The organism is Abyssogena phaseoliformis symbiont OG214 (genome assembly GCF_016592595.1).
In the GTDB taxonomy this organism is placed as follows: Bacteria; Pseudomonadota; Gammaproteobacteria; order PS1; family Pseudothioglobaceae; genus Ruthia.
Window position 1 is genome coordinate 386,345 of sequence record NZ_AP012977.1, and the last position, 14,292, is coordinate 400,636.

The window sequence follows — 14,292 nt, forward strand, 5'->3', positions numbered from 1 at the left end:
TTTAATTAAACAAGGTGAACAAAATGAAAATAAGAATCTTTCTTGTGGTTCTATTTATTTTGACAGGATATTCAACTATGGATAGTTAAATATCTTTAAAAACTCACTTCAACGTAGAACAAGCATTTTCCATTTTCCATTTTCAAGTCTGAAAAGCCAATAGCCAGCGTTATTCTTTTTAGGGGCGGTAATGGAAAAATCAACAATATTGATACAGATGGCAATTTTTTAGTTAGAACGAGAAGTTTATTTACCAAGCAAGGTTTTTTAGTTGCTGTGGTTGATACGCCATCTGACAAGCAATTGTCAAAAGGTATGTATGATGGGTTTAGAAGTAGTTCGGAACATGTACAAGATATTGACAAAGTCATTCAATATCTTAAAAAGCAAGCCGATATTCCCATATGGTTAATTGGCATGAGTCGTGGCACAGAGTCTGATGCACATTTGGCAATTAATACCACTCAACAACTTAATGGTTTGGTTTTAACCTTAAGCATGTCAAAGCCGAATGATAAAGGAGTGTCCGTTCCAGAAATGGAGCTTATAAAAATTATGATATCTGCTTTGATTGTGGCTCATAGAAACGATGGTTGTTATGTCACCTTGCCTGAAAGCGCCAAGGAAATTGCTAAATTATTAACTCATGTAAAAAGGTTGAAGTGAAAATGTTTAGTTGCAGTGCAAAGAAATCATTTAACCCTTGTCGAGCAAAAACCCATCATGGGTTCTTAGGGATAGAAAGTAAAGTTATTGATTATATTGCTCAATTTATTAAAGAAAATTAGAAGGGAGGTGTATGAAAATTAAAACATTATTCATCTTAATAGTGGTATAGTTTTTAACTGCATGCGGTAATTCACTTAATTACAAGAAAGCAACACACCAATGGAAATCATATAAAGATGTGGTAAAATGGCTCAATGACGACTTTTATTTTGCTAAAAATAGCCAATAGCCAATAGACTTAGAGTAGAAGGACCTTCTGGGCTTTTATTTAGATCGCCAGAAAAACTATACGACAATAGTTATGGCTATTGTTTTGATGCTGCTAATTTTGCCATTAGAAATCTAAACAGAATAAATCTAAAATATAGCACAAGATGTGTGTTTATTGAAAATGTATCAGGCAGACCCAATCATTGGGTTGCTGCTTTTGATTATAATAATAAACTCTATATTATGGTGCTGGCGATAAATGGAATGCTATAAATGGCACACACGGGCCTTATAATCTACTAGATGATTATAGAAGTTTTTTGGCTTCTCTAAGCTTGTCTAAATTCAAAGTTGGCGAGGTTTATTTTCGCGAAATGTCTGGCAAAGAGAACTGAATAAAAGCGTTCGGCAAACCATCAAACAATGTACCAGTTAAATTAAGTAATAGATTGTAAAAAATTATGAAACAAGTTGCGTGGATAATATTGGTATTATTAATGATTGGTTGTTCTAACCAAGATTTAACCGAACAAGGGTTTGTTTTGCAAAATAATGCTTCAGATGTAGTATCAGATACTTTGTTTGATAGAGATTTAAGCGAACTGACTTCGTATCATGTTAGAAAAAATGGCGAAGTGGTGATTTTGTTTGCAAAGCAAGTCTCGTCAACACGTTACATTAAGGTGGTTAATTATCTGCGTTAATATCCTTATATTAACGCAATTTATGCCGAACAGAGTGGTGTGGAAGTTTACCCCATTTGGGTTGTAAATGATTACCAATATTTCTTTTAGAAAGGCTAATGCTGATGATTTTAGCGTGCTTTATCAACTGGATCAATTGAGTGATAAAAATTATCATTGGAAGTCATCTTTATTTAATCGTCTAGATTTAATAAAAATTGCAATAATTGCTAATCAAATTGTTGGCTTTGTGGTGTATCAAACGACTAATATGGTTGAAATATTTCGCATTACAACATACCATGATTTTAAAAACCAAAGTGTGGCAACTGCGTTAATTGAGGCTCTAAAACAATTAAATAAATCAGTTATTTAGAGCTTCTAGAGGGTAATTTTAAGGCTTTTCAGTTGTATCAAGAACTTGGATTTGAATAAATTTCCAAGCGAGAAAAATACTATTCAAATGGGGAAGATGCTAAAATAATGCAGTTTTCAACTGCAAACTAAAGTATGAGTTATCAACACATTCAAGTACCCAAAAAGGGTGAAAAAATTAGCTTTGAAAAGGGTGTTATCAAAGTACCAAATTATCCAATTATTACTTATATTGAAGGGGATGGTATCGGTGCAGATGTGTCGCCAGTGATGAAAAAAGTGATTGATGCTATTGTTGCTAAAGCCTACAATGGTTCAAAAGCAATTCAATGGATGGATGTTTATGCAGGTGAGAGGGCAAATGATATTTATGGCGAATATTTACCACAAGAAACCTTGGATGCCATAGAAGAGTTTTCAGTGTCTATTAAAGGCCCATTAACCACGCCAGTAGGCGGCGGTATGCGTTCTTTGAATGTGGCTATTCGCCAAACGTTGGATTTGTTTATTTGCCAGCGTCCAGTTAAGTATTTTGAAGGCACGCCTTCGCCAGTCAAAGCGCCTGAAAAGATTGATATGGTTATTTTTAGAGAAAATTCTGAAGATATTTATGCAGGCATAGAATATCAGGAGGGTACTGCTGAGGTAAAAAAAATCATTGATTTTTTACAAAATGAAATGGGCACGACAAAAATTCGTTTTCCCGACACTTCAGGAATTGGTATTAAGCCAGTATCAAAAGAAGGTACAAATCGTTTGGTACGTGCAGCCATTCAATATGCCATTGATAACGATAAAGATTCAGTAACCTTAGTACATAAAGGTAATATTATGAAATTCACCGAAGGTGGGTTTAGAGATTGGGGCTATCAGTTGGCAAGTGATGAATTTGGTGCAACTATCGTTGATGATGGGCCGTGGAAATTATTTAAAAATCCAAATACAGGGACAATAATTACGGTCAAAGATGTCATTGCAGATGCTTTTTTGCAACAAATTCTTTTGCGTCCCGAAGAGTATTCGGTTATTGCTACGCTTAACTTAAATGGTGATTATATTTCGGACGCATTGGCTGCCCAAGTGGGCGGTATTGGTATTGCGCCAGGTGCGAATCTTTCAGATACAACAGCCGTATTTGAAGCAACACACGGTACAGCGCCAAAGTATGCAGGACTTAATAAAGTTAATCCAGGTTCAATCATCCTTTCAGCAGAAATGATGCTTAGGCACATGGGTTGGCTTGAGGCGGCTGATATGATTTTAGAGGCGATGTCTAATGTTATTCAAAATAAAACTGTCACCTATGATTTAGAAAGACTGATGGATGATGCGACATTATTGTCATGTTCTGAGTTTGGCGATGCAATCATTGATTCTATATTATAAAATTATTGTCTACTAATAGTGTTGCACTCTATTTCCTAGTTGTGTATTATTCGTTCAGGTAGATATTAATTTTTCTTACTTATACTACATAATTTTAATTAGGAGATAAAATGAAAAACGTAATAAAACTAGTGGCAATTGCTACAGTCGTAGCTACATCATCTGCATCAGCATTTTGGAACAACAACGGTTATGGCAATAATAACAATGGCTGGGGTACTGGTAATGGTGGTTCTAACTGGGGTCCGTTTGATAGTGGCTCTAACTTTGGTCCAATGAATGGTGGTTCTAACTGGGGTCCTTTCTCAGGTGGTAACAACATGGGTCCAATGAATGGTGGTTCTAACTGGGGTCCATTTAATGGTGCTCAGAATTGGGGCCCAATGTCAAACAATAACAATATGAACAATGATTCAGATTGGGGTTTTCATTATAATAATAAAAACACCACTAAAAACACATCTAATGCTTCAGTAGATGGCAATGCCACTGGCGTAGTTTCTGCAAATGCTAAAGCGCAAGCTGATGCTTATGTTAAAGGCGCGGCTGATGGTTTTGCTAAAGGCCAAGCTGATGCTTATGCTAAAGGTTATGCAGATGGAAAGTCTGCAGGAAATGCTGACAGTAGAAGTCAATAACATTTTAGACAGCGTTAAATTAAAGCCACCCTAAAGGTGGCTTTTTTTGTCTCTACTACACTTACCATATGGGTTAATGATTAAATATTAGCTAAATTTTGAATATTTTTTGTCTAAGGTTTATCTTTTTTTCACACTTGATTTAATTTTTATTTTAGTAAAATGTTTTTAATAGAAGGAGTTATGAGGAGTTTTTATGGCTTCATTATTAATTTATATTATAATATCATTGACTTCTAATATATTTACCATATAATACCCCCATCAAGACCACAAAGTCTGATACCTAAAACCCGCTTAACAATAAGAGCGTTAATACTTTTAAATTTGGAGATTAATATGAAAAAAATAATTGCGATTGCTACTTTAGTAGCGGCTACATCAGCATCAGCTGGTTTCTTTAACAATGGTTCAAACAACAACGGTTATGGCTATGGTAACGGTGCTAATAATTGGGGTCCTTTTGACGGCGGTTCTAACTTTGGCCCAATGAATGGCGGTTCTAACTGGGGTCCTTTTAATGGTGGCAACAACATGGGTCCTTTCAACGGCGGTTCAAATATGGGTCCTTTCAACGGCGCTAACAACTGGGGTCCTTTTTCAAACAACAACGACATGAACAACGATTCTGACTGGGGCTTCCATTACAACAACAAGAACAAAACTAAGAACATTTCTAATGCAACTGTTGATGGTCAATATGCAGGTACTGCTGATGCTAATGCTAAAGGTGTCGCTGATGCTTATGCCAAAGGCCAGGCTGATGCATTCGCTAAAGCACAAGCTGACGCTTATGCTAAAGGTTATGCAGATGCTAAAGCTAATGCATCAGTTGACAGTCGTGATCAAGTGATTGCTAAGTAAAGACTTGGCCAATTGACTGCTGGGTTAATCTAGTAGTTTAAGGTTAAATAAAGACCACCCTTTGGGGTGGTTTTTTTGCGCTTGAATAAATTTTTGGTAGTGCTAATTAAAATATAGCTATATTTTTTAGATTTTATTTTTTTATGAGATCTTTACATAATTATGAAAATAATTAATACAAACATTGGTAATTGCGACAGTAGTCGTAGCAACTTCAGTATCAGCTAACTAAGGTTCTTTTTCAGGCGGTAACAATTAATGGCATGTCTAATATGAACCCATTTTCAAATAGTAACGATATGAATAATGATTCTGATTGGGATTTTTATTACAACAATAAAAATTCTACTAAAAATATTTCTAATGCTTCAGAAAGACCAATGTTTATGCCAAAGGTTATGAGGATGAAAAATCTAATGCTATGCTAGGTTTTAGAGAGTAATATTATGTTTCTCCAGTTTCAATATCTGCGATAAAATAATTATTCATCATGATTAATTAAAGGGGCAATTGTGCCTTTTTTGTTTAATTCAAAAAAGGCGTATAATGCGTTATAGTGTAGTTTTTGGCATATCTAAAGATATGAGTATAAAAAAACAATGATAAGAATATTTTTGAGTTTAGTTTTATTGGTTTCAACTGTTGTAAATGCCACTTCTTAGACGCATTGGAACGGTAGCAGTAACGGCTTAGTCAACTCTTGGACGCCGCTTAACCGTGTAAATGACTTTGTGAATGATTCTGATTCTGACTCTGATTGGGGTTTTTATTATAAGAATAAGAATTCAAGTGATAATAAGGGTTATGCTAGAGCGAATGCATAATATGCAGGCGAGTTAAGAAAACGCATTATGAGGCGCATAAATGGCTACACTAAGAACAATACAAATACTTATTACAAAGGTCAATTTGAAAATTATGGCAAAAGGGGTGCTTAGGTTTACACCCCTAGCAATAACTTTTTAGTGCCACCATACTAATTTAAAAAAACTATAAAAATAACTGATTTTTAGATTGCTTTAACATGCATATATCATTATAATTTTACCTTCATTCCTCGATAGCTCAGTTGGTAGAGCAATGGACTGTTAATCCATTTGTCGCTGGTTCGAGCCCAGCTCGAGGAGCCAATTGTACTCACTATGAACCGCCGAGCACGCCAAAGTGATTTTGTCTGGATAATATGACACTTTTTACAGTGTCACCAGATATTCTAATTTTGTCAATAAATATTGATAAAAACCCTCTTTTTTTGAAATATGAGCTTCTTGCAACATTTTTGTCATGAATTTAGTGATCATCTCTGGCGATACCTTGCTTAAATCCGGCAACTCTTTAGGTGTTCTAATTTTTGCAAACTCTATTTCTAAAACATCAATTTGATCGTCTTTTTGATGAATTCTTAAAAAATATTTTTTATTATCTAGTAAATTTACAGACTCAATTGCACGCCAAAGATTTTCCACTTTTTGTTTTAGTTTTAAAATTTGATTATTAAAATTTTTACTTTCAAATGCGATGTCTTTATCCAAATTCTGAATTTTTAGTTTAGTTTTTTTGCAATCTCGCTAATTGTTTTTTTTGTTAAAAATGCTTTTAGAAATATTTTTCATCATCCATTCGTCAAACTTATCAGCTGGAATTCTATCAAAATGCTTACTCCTTTTTCCAGATTTTTGAGAACTACAAATATAATACTTGTAGCGTTTTTTTCCTATACCAGTTGCAGTTTCAGTTTCAAGCAGGTATAATACCGTGCTTTTAGCCCATTTTTTACCCCTATTGGTTAAGCCAATTTCATTAAGCAATAATGCGATTGACTTAACCCTAATCAAGTCTTTGGTTTGATAATCAAAAAAATTTCGCACCACTATTGACTCAATAACATTCGTCGTTTCTCATCGTTTGGATTGGGCACCAAATCATAACCAAATGGCGGACGACCACCGTTGCGATTACCTTTCATGGCGTTGTTAATAAAAGCGACCTTTTAGTGTCTTTACTAACCTGTCGAGAATAAAGCTCATCCATCATCTCAGATACAGAATCTAAAATAAAACCCTCGTCACTCTCAGGGTTGATATCAACTGTTACGTAAACTATCCTAGTGCCACATTTTTTAAGCCTTGCTTTGTTGTACAAGCGCCGCATCAAGTTTATTGCGCGCAAACCTTGAAGTGGACCATGTGATAAAAAAATCAACATCACTTACCTCGCACATTGTAATAGCACGCTGAAAAGCGGGGTGTTTATCATTCTTTGCGGATACACCCTCATCTAAAACTCATCAAGCACCACAATGCCTAGCTTGTCTGTCTTTGCGCGACAAGCATCTAACTGGCTTTGAATAGGTAGTTCACCTTCAGTCTGACGAGCTGAAGAAACTCTGCAATAGATCACCGCTAATAATTTCATCATCTTAATTTTAAATTACTTAGTTGAAGTGCATCAATAATATTGCACTTTATGCATTGCTATTCGAAGCGGTGCAAACCAAAATCAAGACTGTGTTTGAAACAACCGCAAAAACATTCAGCGGTGATGCACTTGACAACTTCTACACCACATTTGAATCTACCGCTAAGGTGCTCAGCGAGAACATTGGCGACACAGTTGTCAAGCTTGATATGAGTGCAATCACACCTGATGTTGGTGGTGGTAGCAAAGAGGTCAAAGCTTCAAGTGAAGATGCAATTGCAAAACTAGTGTTGTTTCTGGCACTAAAGGTAATGCGCTGCCATCAGGTGAAACGTACAAAACTAGTGACCAATTAACATTTGGGATTATCAAACAATATGTGCGCAAAGGGTATTTTGTTTATAAATTGATTAACTCAACTAAGCAGGCGCAAGAATGAGTATTCATATTGCCAATAGTTTGGGTTTTGATTTTTTAAAAAATCGCAGGGAGTGCGTTAAAACACTAATAAATTGAAGTTTGTTGTGAGCTTGTGCTTTGGCGAGTGGACGGTATCTTTTACTGAAAAAGGCAAAAATTCGCAGGTGCTGGCAATTGGTTTTGGTAGCGCTAAAGAGGCAATGCTTTGGCAAAGTAAATTATTAAATGGAGGCATAGAGCATGGGTAATCAAGTGGGTGGACAGCATTATCAAAAGTACAAGATTCAACCAATTATCTGGGCGCTTAATAATCATATTAACGCTGCTGAATTTAGCATGCTGCGTTATCTGCTACGTTATAAAGATAAAAAATGGGTTTGAGGATTTAAACAAGGCTATTCATTACATTCAGATACTTATAGAGCAGACTTTTGTGCCTAAAAACGAAGATGCTGTTAGTGCTATTAATGATTTTTGTATTGCTAATCAATTAATAGGTTAGCAGCACGCGGCACTAGTCGCACTGTTCGAGCGTGACTATACCGAGCTTAATAAAATCATTACAAGGATGAGAGGTGAATATGAGCAAGATTGATCTTGTGGTTTTAATGTCCACCTCGCAATCCGCTTTGGTATTTTTTAAGCATTTGAATGTGCGTATTATCATGGCTCAGCATGTTATTAAATCGGTATTTATGACCTTTTTAATACAAGTAACTTGGCTTGTTAGTACTGCTTGGGGTTAAAGCTGTTTGGGATGGTGATTGTATATCTGCTTTCAGGCATGCTTAGGGCGTATTTTAACTTTAGGATAAAAATATGAACGCCGAGCGTATTGATCAAATCAAAACTGCTAACAGTCTTAGTGATCTGGTTAAAGATTTTGGAGTCGTGCTTAAAAGCACGACGTGGAAAGTGCCCTTTTTGTGAGGGTGATATGTCGTTTAGCGTCAAGGACGACTACTTTAATTGTTTTAAATATTCTGAAAGTGGTGATGTGGTGCAGTTTGTTGGTTTAAGCCAAGGTTTAAATTTTATTGAATCGATGAAGTTTTTGGGTGGTAAGGTTGGTATATCAACGGAGTCAAACATCACTAGAACTGCTGGGAACGAGCCCAAAGTGGCGGCAAAAATGTATCTTAATGAAGTGCGCAAACTTGATGTGCCGGATGACTGGTATACGCAAGAGGCTTATGGACGTGGCAATGGTCATAGTGTCACGTGCGTTTTAAGTTTGGTAATACTTATTGGGAGCGCATTATTGATGCACACAAATTTAGCCATAAGGCGCATTTTCAGAAAGGCGCTACTTACAAAGGCATGGCGTGGTAGCCGCCAATGCAAACTATTCTTAAGGGTGATAGGGTTTATATAGCCGAGGGTATTTTTGATGCAATTGCATTAATCGCTGTACTCAAAGTAAAAGCGATTAATGCGATGAGTACGGGTAATTTTTCCGCCAAGTTCATTGATCAATACCAAAATAAAGATATCATTTGGCACTTGATTATGGTAGTGTAGGTAAATACGCCTCGATTAAGTGGGCTAAATTACTAGCTGAAATGGGTCAGTGATTTGAGGTTTATTATCCATTTAATGAGGTTGACTGGAATGATTTGTACAAACAAGAAGTGCTTAATGACGAGCTGATGCGTGATGTTTATTTTCACGGACAAAAGCTTGTTGCTAATACGGTTTAAGAGCGTTATGCATGGGGTGTGGTTGAGGCTCGTGTTAAGCAAAGATGGCTGAGTACTTTTGAGGTTGTGGCGTTTAAGCATTGCTATTATAAGTGCATTATTGACGATAAGGCTATTGCTGGTGATGATGATTCGCTTAATCAAGCTAACCCATGGTGAATACTTTGAGGCGGTTAATCTAATCACTATTTTTATCAAGAGTGCTCGTATTTCTAGCGTTACTGCAGACTTGCTTTATACGCAAATTGACAGTGTTGATAAAACTCGCTCTTATTATTTCAATGTTGGTATGCAAGGCATTAAAAATAAAATCAAAATAGAATTTAGCGCTCAAAGGATTGGCTATGCTAATGCATTTCACAATGCTTTGCTAAGAAATCCAGGACAGTCAACATTCGATGAGGGAAGTAAAGAAATGAAACAAATATTAAAAAAAATGGCAAGATGTTCAAAACCAATAAGCACGACTATGTGCAAATTGGCAATCAGGCTGTTAAAACAGTTTTTAGCGGATGGCACATCCCTAGCCCCAAAGGTGAACGAATAAATTGGTTTGATGATCTCTATCTAGCGAGTGGTAATAATGCACTAACAGGCTTATCTTTTTGGCTTATGAGTTTGTTTGCACAACAAGTTAGAAGTTGTCATGGCACTATTCCTTTTTGGGAATATACCGGTGTTGCAGGGGCGGGAAAATCTACAATTATTGAGTTTTTGTGGCGATTAACTGGCCGTGATAACTATGAAGGTGAAGATCCAGAGAAAATGGGCTTTGTGGCATTGGCACGTACCATGATGCAAGCATCTAATATACCGGCGGTAATGCTTGAGGGCGATCGTGATGAAAATAATCATCGCAAGCGGTTCTCTATGGATCAAATCAAAACCTTATTCAGAGGGCAAAGCCCCTACGGCAGAGTTATTAAGAATAATGGTATTGAAACTGACAACGACCCATTTTTAGGCACTATTGTGATTTCTAAAAATGCTGCTGTTGAAGGTGCACCACAAATTATCAGCCGGATCGTTAAATGCACAGCAAGTAAGGTTCATTTTAATAACGAGACCTAGCCGCCGCTAATCGATTAAAAGCATACACCACCGAACAGTGTGTGCACTTTTTGCATGATGCTTTGGCTCACGAGGGTGAAATTATGCAAGTTTATCAAGATAAGTACATTACTTACCGTGATTATTTACTACGCAAAGAGACAATTAATGAAGTGCGTATTGCTGAGACCTATGCTCAAGTTATGGCGTTTGGAAAAGCTTTTCAATTAATCGTGCCACAACTGAGTGACGAGGTGTTAAAAAACTGGGGCAGTTTTATTGTTGAACGCGCAGTTAAGCGTCAGCGTGATTGTAGCTCAGACACTTTGGTTGCTCAGCAGTTTTGGGATTTTTACGAAAGCTACAACGAGGATGTTATTAATTCTGACAGTATGGTCGAATTTGTCAGGTCTAATCTTAATCATTTTGACTCTAAAGAGAAGATTGCAATCAATCTCAACTACTTTACAGACTTTGCTAATAAGCACGGACAGTAAATAGATATTGTTGTGCTGTAACGAAATCTGCGTGACAGTAAGCGCCATAAGTTCATTGCAATAAAAAGGTAAATTCAAAAATTGCAAACAAGGTTTTACATTGCTGGGTTTTTGAAGGGGAGAAATAATGATATATAGAATAGTTTTAACAATTAAGCCAAACTCTAAAGGCATGTCTTTAGAGTCTGAAATACCTTGTTTTTCAACTGATAACAACATTCAAAACCATTAACACAACGCTTGATGAGCTGGGGTACTTTGTCGAATAGCAAACGCTTAACAGCAAAGATTTCGGCGTGCCACAAAACAGAGAACGGGTGTTCATTGTTGGACATCTTAGAACTGATGGACAAGGTGCCAGACAAATATTTCCTTTCAGAGACGGCGACAACAAAACTGCTAGCCTATCAAGATAAGAAGATATATCATCCATAATCATCGCAAGACCGGCTGATGGAGCAAGACCAGGGGCGTATGTTGTTGAAGCTCAATTCTCGAAAATAAATCGTTTGGGAAATATCAACCCAAGTGGTAACGGTGCAAATGGAAACGTATTCAGTGCTAATGGACTATGTCCAATACTAACAACAAACAAGGGTGAGGGGTTAAAGGTAATTCAGCTAAATCAAACTAATTTAAAAAGTAACAACGGTACACAGCCTTATTACCAGGATCGTGTATATGAGCCATTCGGGCTAGCGCCTGCCCTTAATAAATTTGTTGAGCTAAAAGTGGTGTGTTTTAATGCGGAGCGTGGCTTGCGTGATAAGAATTTTGATAAAAAGAATGGTGGTTCTGGCATACTCAGCAGGTAGTGCTAATCACATGGTGCAGCTGATTGGTAGCTCTCAAGGTAATCGTGTTTATTGCCCGACAGGCTTGGCCACAACTCAATCAGCACTGGGTGGCAGTGGCAGCGCTAAGACTGGTCTTTATGCTGTGCTAGCACTAACACCTGATAGATTAAATAAGCGTCAAAATGGCAGACGCTTTAAAGAAAATGGCGAGCCAAATTTTACACTCACCGCGCAAGATAAGCACGGCGTGTTAATCAATAAGTGTATTCGTAAGTTGATGCCTGTCGAGTGTGAGTGCCTGTAGGGGTTTCCTGATGACTGGACCAAGTTTGGTACTGAGGGTGAACTCATTAGCGACTCGCAACGTTATAAATGTTGCGGTAATGCTGTTACTGTTAATGTTGTAGCTGCGATATTCTTACAACTGTTCAAAAAATACACTATTTGAACAGATTAACCTTTATATGTTTGTAAACATATAAATCTGAATACTAGACATAATATCTAGCGGCACCCTTCCTAAACTAACACTTTATAAAGACAAATCAAGTATTAGTCCACCTGGTTTGTTGGGTGTTTTAAAAAACAGTGTATGGGCTGGGGGGTAGGTTATAAAGGTAACTTTTGATTAATATTCGTCTATACCCCTTTGTTTAAAGTAGTATTAGAAATAAGAAAAAGGTAATAAATAGGTAATAAGCAAGTAATATTATTACTTATAAATATTACGTTCAACTAAAAATAAATTATGTGATAAATTAATAACTTAGATTTTTCATTACTTTTAATTACCTTTGTGGGGTAATGTTAAAACGCTGTTATAATAACGTCTGTAGGGCATTGTTACCTTTGTAACCTACCCCCCCCAGCCCATACACTGTTTTTTTATTTTATGAGCATACGTGAACGCCAATTTGCAGAGGAATTTTTAAATTGGAAGCAATTTAACCAAGGAAGATCTGTAGCTACAATAGTGAAATATAAAGTGTATTTAGATAGATTTTTTACTTTTTTAAAGACCAATAATAAAACAATATTTGATGTTGATATTGTGGTGTTTAGAAAGTTCACCGGACAATACTCGCATTCCGAAGGAATGTCACCTCGATCACGAAGGACTTTGGTTGCAGCTGTCCGGGGCTTCTTTGCTTTTCTTTATCAAAATGGCACTAAAAAACTCAGCTACCGATTTAGAATACCCTAGCACCGGGCTACGTTTGCCAGTCGTAGCTACTTTATCAACAGCAGAAAAGCTATTAATGACACCGGATTTAAGCACATTCAAAGGCTTGAGAGATGCGGCTATTATTTCACTATTGATTGGCACTGGCACTGGCACTGGCACTGGTGCTCGTGTCAGTGGTATTGTTGCGCTGAACGAGGAAGATTTAATTTGGGTTAAGGATAATAACAATGACAGGCTAGTTGTTAAATTAAAAGAGAAGGGTGCCAAGGAGCGCTTGGTTCCAGTTCATATTAACGCGAGTATGATGTTGCGTGCATATTTAGGTCATAGTGAGTTGCAAGCAATCGACAGAGTGTTAGATAATGGTGCTCGAGTACTGTTTCCATCAATCAAAAACTCATCAATGCTAGCATGCGACTATCGTGGTGATGTTAGACGGATGACAGGCCAGGCGCTAGTTTTAATGTTGAAAAAGCACGGTAAAGATGCGGGGTTACCAGAGGATCAGTTACACCCTCATGCGATGAGGTATTTGTTCGGCACGGAAATGATTGAAAGTGGCGTTGATGTTCTATCTTTGCAGTCATTAATGGGGCCTGCTGACCCTAAAACTACTCAGATTTATGTTAAATTAGCCATGCGATCGTTGGCTGCAAGTGTTGATAAAGGGAATCTGTTGGCTAAAATACACACACCAGTCAGCAATCTTTCAGGCTTTGTTTGATTTTTTCTCTCAATCAGTTTACGGAACTTATATTACGGTAACCAGACTTAATTTTGATATGTTGTTATATAGGGTAATTTCAGGTGAGTGAGTATATACTAGATACTACTAATATAGACGAACAAAAACAAAACAATGGTGTTTCGCTTTCTATTCAAAATACGAAGTGAAAATAAAAAGAACGTTGCTATAATGCGGTTTATCTTTATTGATTTATTTTTAAATGCGAAATGAAACTTAACAAATACTCAAAAGTTTATGGTTAACAATAGGGCGGGGTTTGGCATAAAGATTTGTATGTGCCTGTGTGTGTATCTGGGTACCCAGATATCTGTAAAAAAATTACAATTTTGGATTTGCAAAAAAATGGAACAACATTTCCTTGGCTTGAGGTTGCTAAAAAATAGGGGTTCAGAATTTTATTGAAACAGTTAAGGTGTTAAATAAATATACAGATGCCCAGATTAGACTGCCACCAATAAAAAAAATTAATTATTTAAGAGTAAAAAAAATAATAAAAGCCCTTCTACAAGACGGAAAGTCCGCTGTTGGTATTTACCAAATCTTGAAGTGTGAAAATATTGGCGTTTCTGAGTCTTTTGTTTTTAAGTGTGT

At 36.6% G+C, this 14,292-nt stretch carries 25 protein-coding genes, 1 tRNA gene and 2 pseudogenes; 24 read left to right on the forward strand and 4 right to left on the reverse strand.

What is annotated here, in order from left to right; translation table 11 throughout:
• Positions 1 to 276 precede the first annotated feature (276 nt).
• The 8 genes from CVPH_RS02485 to CVPH_RS02520 all read left to right on the forward strand — a co-directional run bounded on the left by CVPH_RS02485 (position 277) and on the right by CVPH_RS02520 (position 6,015).
• Positions 277 to 666, forward strand: coding sequence for an alpha/beta fold hydrolase (locus CVPH_RS02485; protein ID WP_201341930.1), 390 nt, complete (start codon positions 277 to 279; stop codon positions 664 to 666).
• A gap of 734 nt (positions 667 to 1,400) precedes the next feature.
• Positions 1,401 to 1,643, forward strand: coding sequence for a hypothetical protein (locus CVPH_RS02490; RefSeq protein ID WP_201341931.1), 243 nt, complete (start codon positions 1,401 to 1,403; stop codon positions 1,641 to 1,643).
• Between the two features lie 67 nt (positions 1,644 to 1,710).
• Positions 1,711 to 1,998, forward strand: a complete 288-nt coding sequence (locus tag CVPH_RS02495) for a hypothetical protein (protein WP_201341932.1) — start codon at positions 1,711 to 1,713, stop codon at positions 1,996 to 1,998.
• 134 nt (positions 1,999 to 2,132) lie between these two features.
• Positions 2,133 to 3,383 (forward strand): NADP-dependent isocitrate dehydrogenase, encoded by a 1,251-nt coding sequence (gene icd, locus CVPH_RS02500; protein ID WP_201341933.1) that lies wholly within the window; start codon positions 2,133 to 2,135, stop codon positions 3,381 to 3,383.
• Positions 3,384 to 3,493: 110 nt separating this feature from the next.
• Positions 3,494 to 4,021 (forward strand): hypothetical protein, encoded by a 528-nt coding sequence (locus tag CVPH_RS02505; RefSeq protein WP_201341934.1) that lies wholly within the window; start codon positions 3,494 to 3,496, stop codon positions 4,019 to 4,021.
• A 339-nt stretch (positions 4,022 to 4,360) separates the two neighbouring features.
• Positions 4,361 to 4,885 carry a hypothetical protein gene (locus CVPH_RS02510; RefSeq protein ID WP_201341515.1) on the forward strand — a complete coding sequence of 175 codons (525 nt, stop codon included), beginning with the start codon at positions 4,361 to 4,363 and terminating at the stop codon, positions 4,883 to 4,885.
• A gap of 263 nt (positions 4,886 to 5,148) precedes the next feature.
• Complete coding sequence (locus CVPH_RS10015; protein WP_225879768.1) at positions 5,149 to 5,313, forward strand: hypothetical protein; 165 nt, start codon at positions 5,149 to 5,151, stop codon at positions 5,311 to 5,313.
• 626 nt (positions 5,314 to 5,939) lie between these two features.
• Positions 5,940 to 6,015: transfer RNA gene (locus CVPH_RS02520), tRNA-Asn, on the forward strand.
• Between the two features lie 63 nt (positions 6,016 to 6,078).
• Here the strand turns inward: CVPH_RS02520 and CVPH_RS02525 are convergent.
• The 4 genes from CVPH_RS02525 to CVPH_RS02545 form a co-directional block, all read right to left on the reverse strand.
• A complete protein-coding gene (locus CVPH_RS02525; RefSeq protein WP_201341935.1) occupies positions 6,079 to 6,417 on the reverse strand; it encodes a hypothetical protein in 339 nt (112 codons plus the stop codon).
• Between the two features lie 36 nt (positions 6,418 to 6,453).
• On the reverse strand, positions 6,454 to 6,753 hold the full coding sequence (locus tag CVPH_RS02530; protein ID WP_245396178.1) for a recombinase family protein: 300 nt from the start codon (positions 6,751 to 6,753) through the stop codon (positions 6,454 to 6,456).
• A 94-nt stretch (positions 6,754 to 6,847) separates the two neighbouring features.
• The gene (locus CVPH_RS02535; protein ID WP_225879769.1) at positions 6,848 to 7,090 is read right to left on the reverse strand and encodes a hypothetical protein; all 243 of its coding nucleotides are present in this window, start codon (positions 7,088 to 7,090) and stop codon (positions 6,848 to 6,850) included.
• A gap of 72 nt (positions 7,091 to 7,162) precedes the next feature.
• The gene (locus CVPH_RS02545) at positions 7,163 to 7,303 is read right to left on the reverse strand and encodes a recombinase family protein (RefSeq protein ID WP_201341938.1); all 141 of its coding nucleotides are present in this window, start codon (positions 7,301 to 7,303) and stop codon (positions 7,163 to 7,165) included.
• 89 nt (positions 7,304 to 7,392) lie between these two features.
• On the opposite strand from CVPH_RS02545, the gene CVPH_RS02550 reads away from it, so the two are divergent.
• The 16 genes and pseudogenes from CVPH_RS02550 to CVPH_RS02620 all read left to right on the forward strand — a co-directional run bounded on the left by CVPH_RS02550 (position 7,393) and on the right by CVPH_RS02620 (position 13,677).
• Positions 7,393 to 7,659 carry a hypothetical protein gene (locus CVPH_RS02550; protein ID WP_201341939.1) on the forward strand — a complete coding sequence of 89 codons (267 nt, stop codon included), beginning with the start codon at positions 7,393 to 7,395 and terminating at the stop codon, positions 7,657 to 7,659.
• A gap of 156 nt (positions 7,660 to 7,815) precedes the next feature.
• On the forward strand, positions 7,816 to 7,971 hold the full coding sequence (locus tag CVPH_RS02555; RefSeq protein ID WP_201341940.1) for a hypothetical protein: 156 nt from the start codon (positions 7,816 to 7,818) through the stop codon (positions 7,969 to 7,971).
• Complete coding sequence (locus CVPH_RS02560) at positions 7,964 to 8,104, forward strand: hypothetical protein (protein WP_201341941.1); 141 nt, start codon at positions 7,964 to 7,966, stop codon at positions 8,102 to 8,104. Before CVPH_RS02555 ends, CVPH_RS02560 begins: the two co-directional genes overlap by 8 nt.
• A gap of 200 nt (positions 8,105 to 8,304) precedes the next feature.
• Positions 8,305 to 8,469, forward strand: coding sequence for a hypothetical protein (locus CVPH_RS02565; RefSeq protein ID WP_201341942.1), 165 nt, complete (start codon positions 8,305 to 8,307; stop codon positions 8,467 to 8,469).
• Between the two features lie 119 nt (positions 8,470 to 8,588).
• A complete protein-coding gene (locus CVPH_RS02570) occupies positions 8,589 to 9,098 on the forward strand; it encodes a CHC2 zinc finger domain-containing protein (protein ID WP_201341943.1) in 510 nt (169 codons plus the stop codon).
• On the forward strand, positions 9,062 to 9,244 hold the full coding sequence (locus CVPH_RS02575) for a hypothetical protein (protein ID WP_201341944.1): 183 nt from the start codon (positions 9,062 to 9,064) through the stop codon (positions 9,242 to 9,244). Before CVPH_RS02570 ends, CVPH_RS02575 begins: the two co-directional genes overlap by 37 nt.
• A 197-nt stretch (positions 9,245 to 9,441) precedes the next feature.
• A complete protein-coding gene (locus tag CVPH_RS02580) occupies positions 9,442 to 9,582 on the forward strand; it encodes a hypothetical protein (protein ID WP_201341945.1) in 141 nt (46 codons plus the stop codon).
• A complete protein-coding gene (locus tag CVPH_RS02585; protein WP_201341946.1) occupies positions 9,548 to 9,970 on the forward strand; it encodes a hypothetical protein in 423 nt (140 codons plus the stop codon). Before CVPH_RS02580 ends, CVPH_RS02585 begins: the two co-directional genes overlap by 35 nt.
• Positions 9,971 to 10,035: 65 nt before the next feature.
• On the forward strand, positions 10,036 to 10,494 hold the full coding sequence (locus tag CVPH_RS02590; protein ID WP_225879770.1) for a hypothetical protein: 459 nt from the start codon (positions 10,036 to 10,038) through the stop codon (positions 10,492 to 10,494).
• An 83-nt stretch (positions 10,495 to 10,577) separates the two neighbouring features.
• On the forward strand, positions 10,578 to 10,970 hold the full coding sequence (locus CVPH_RS02595) for a hypothetical protein (protein ID WP_201341948.1): 393 nt from the start codon (positions 10,578 to 10,580) through the stop codon (positions 10,968 to 10,970).
• 215 nt (positions 10,971 to 11,185) lie between these two features.
• Positions 11,186 to 11,344: pseudogene (locus CVPH_RS11150) on the forward strand (DNA cytosine methyltransferase); the annotation flags it as partial.
• A gap of 135 nt (positions 11,345 to 11,479) precedes the next feature.
• The gene (locus CVPH_RS11155) at positions 11,480 to 11,785 is read left to right on the forward strand and encodes a hypothetical protein (protein ID WP_201341949.1); all 306 of its coding nucleotides are present in this window, start codon (positions 11,480 to 11,482) and stop codon (positions 11,783 to 11,785) included.
• On the forward strand, positions 11,757 to 12,071 hold the full coding sequence (locus CVPH_RS10680; protein ID WP_281064664.1) for a hypothetical protein: 315 nt from the start codon (positions 11,757 to 11,759) through the stop codon (positions 12,069 to 12,071). Before CVPH_RS11155 ends, CVPH_RS10680 begins: the two co-directional genes overlap by 29 nt.
• A gap of 12 nt (positions 12,072 to 12,083) precedes the next feature.
• A pseudogene (locus CVPH_RS10685) lies at positions 12,084 to 12,215 on the forward strand (DNA cytosine methyltransferase); the annotation flags it as partial.
• Between the two features lie 444 nt (positions 12,216 to 12,659).
• On the forward strand, positions 12,660 to 12,971 hold the full coding sequence (locus tag CVPH_RS11160) for a site-specific integrase (protein ID WP_201341950.1): 312 nt from the start codon (positions 12,660 to 12,662) through the stop codon (positions 12,969 to 12,971).
• A complete protein-coding gene (locus tag CVPH_RS02620; RefSeq protein WP_201341951.1) occupies positions 12,931 to 13,677 on the forward strand; it encodes a tyrosine-type recombinase/integrase in 747 nt (248 codons plus the stop codon). The genes CVPH_RS11160 and CVPH_RS02620 overlap by 41 nt, the downstream gene beginning before the upstream one ends.
• Positions 13,678 to 14,292: the final 615 nt, after the last annotated feature.

Coding starts and splice junctions, on each gene's coding strand:
- CVPH_RS02490 (WP_201341931.1), top strand. CDS start 1,401: ATGAAACAAGTTGCGTGGATAATATTGGTATTATTAATGATTGGTTGT.
- CVPH_RS02495 (WP_201341932.1), top strand. CDS start 1,711: ATGATTACCAATATTTCTTTTAGAAAGGCTAATGCTGATGATTTTAGC.
- icd (WP_201341933.1), top strand. CDS start 2,133: ATGAGTTATCAACACATTCAAGTACCCAAAAAGGGTGAAAAAATTAGC.
- CVPH_RS02505 (WP_201341934.1), top strand. CDS start 3,494: ATGAAAAACGTAATAAAACTAGTGGCAATTGCTACAGTCGTAGCTACA.
- CVPH_RS02510 (WP_201341515.1), top strand. CDS start 4,361: ATGAAAAAAATAATTGCGATTGCTACTTTAGTAGCGGCTACATCAGCA.
- CVPH_RS10015 (WP_225879768.1), top strand. CDS start 5,149: ATGTCTAATATGAACCCATTTTCAAATAGTAACGATATGAATAATGAT.
- CVPH_RS02535 (WP_225879769.1), bottom strand. CDS start 7,090: ATGTTGATTTTTTTATCACATGGTCCACTTCAAGGTTTGCGCGCAATA.
- CVPH_RS02545 (WP_201341938.1), bottom strand. CDS start 7,303: ATGATGAAATTATTAGCGGTGATCTATTGCAGAGTTTCTTCAGCTCGT.
- CVPH_RS02560 (WP_201341941.1), top strand. CDS start 7,964: ATGGGTAATCAAGTGGGTGGACAGCATTATCAAAAGTACAAGATTCAA.
- CVPH_RS02565 (WP_201341942.1), top strand. CDS start 8,305: ATGAGCAAGATTGATCTTGTGGTTTTAATGTCCACCTCGCAATCCGCT.
- CVPH_RS02575 (WP_201341944.1), top strand. CDS start 9,062: ATGCAAACTATTCTTAAGGGTGATAGGGTTTATATAGCCGAGGGTATT.
- CVPH_RS02585 (WP_201341946.1), top strand. CDS start 9,548: ATGATGATTCGCTTAATCAAGCTAACCCATGGTGAATACTTTGAGGCG.
- CVPH_RS02590 (WP_225879770.1), top strand. CDS start 10,036: ATGAGTTTGTTTGCACAACAAGTTAGAAGTTGTCATGGCACTATTCCT.
- CVPH_RS02595 (WP_201341948.1), top strand. CDS start 10,578: ATGCAAGTTTATCAAGATAAGTACATTACTTACCGTGATTATTTACTA.
- CVPH_RS10680 (WP_281064664.1), top strand. CDS start 11,757: ATGGTGGTTCTGGCATACTCAGCAGGTAGTGCTAATCACATGGTGCAG.
- CVPH_RS11160 (WP_201341950.1), top strand. CDS start 12,660: ATGAGCATACGTGAACGCCAATTTGCAGAGGAATTTTTAAATTGGAAG.
- CVPH_RS02620 (WP_201341951.1), top strand. CDS start 12,931: ATGGCACTAAAAAACTCAGCTACCGATTTAGAATACCCTAGCACCGGG.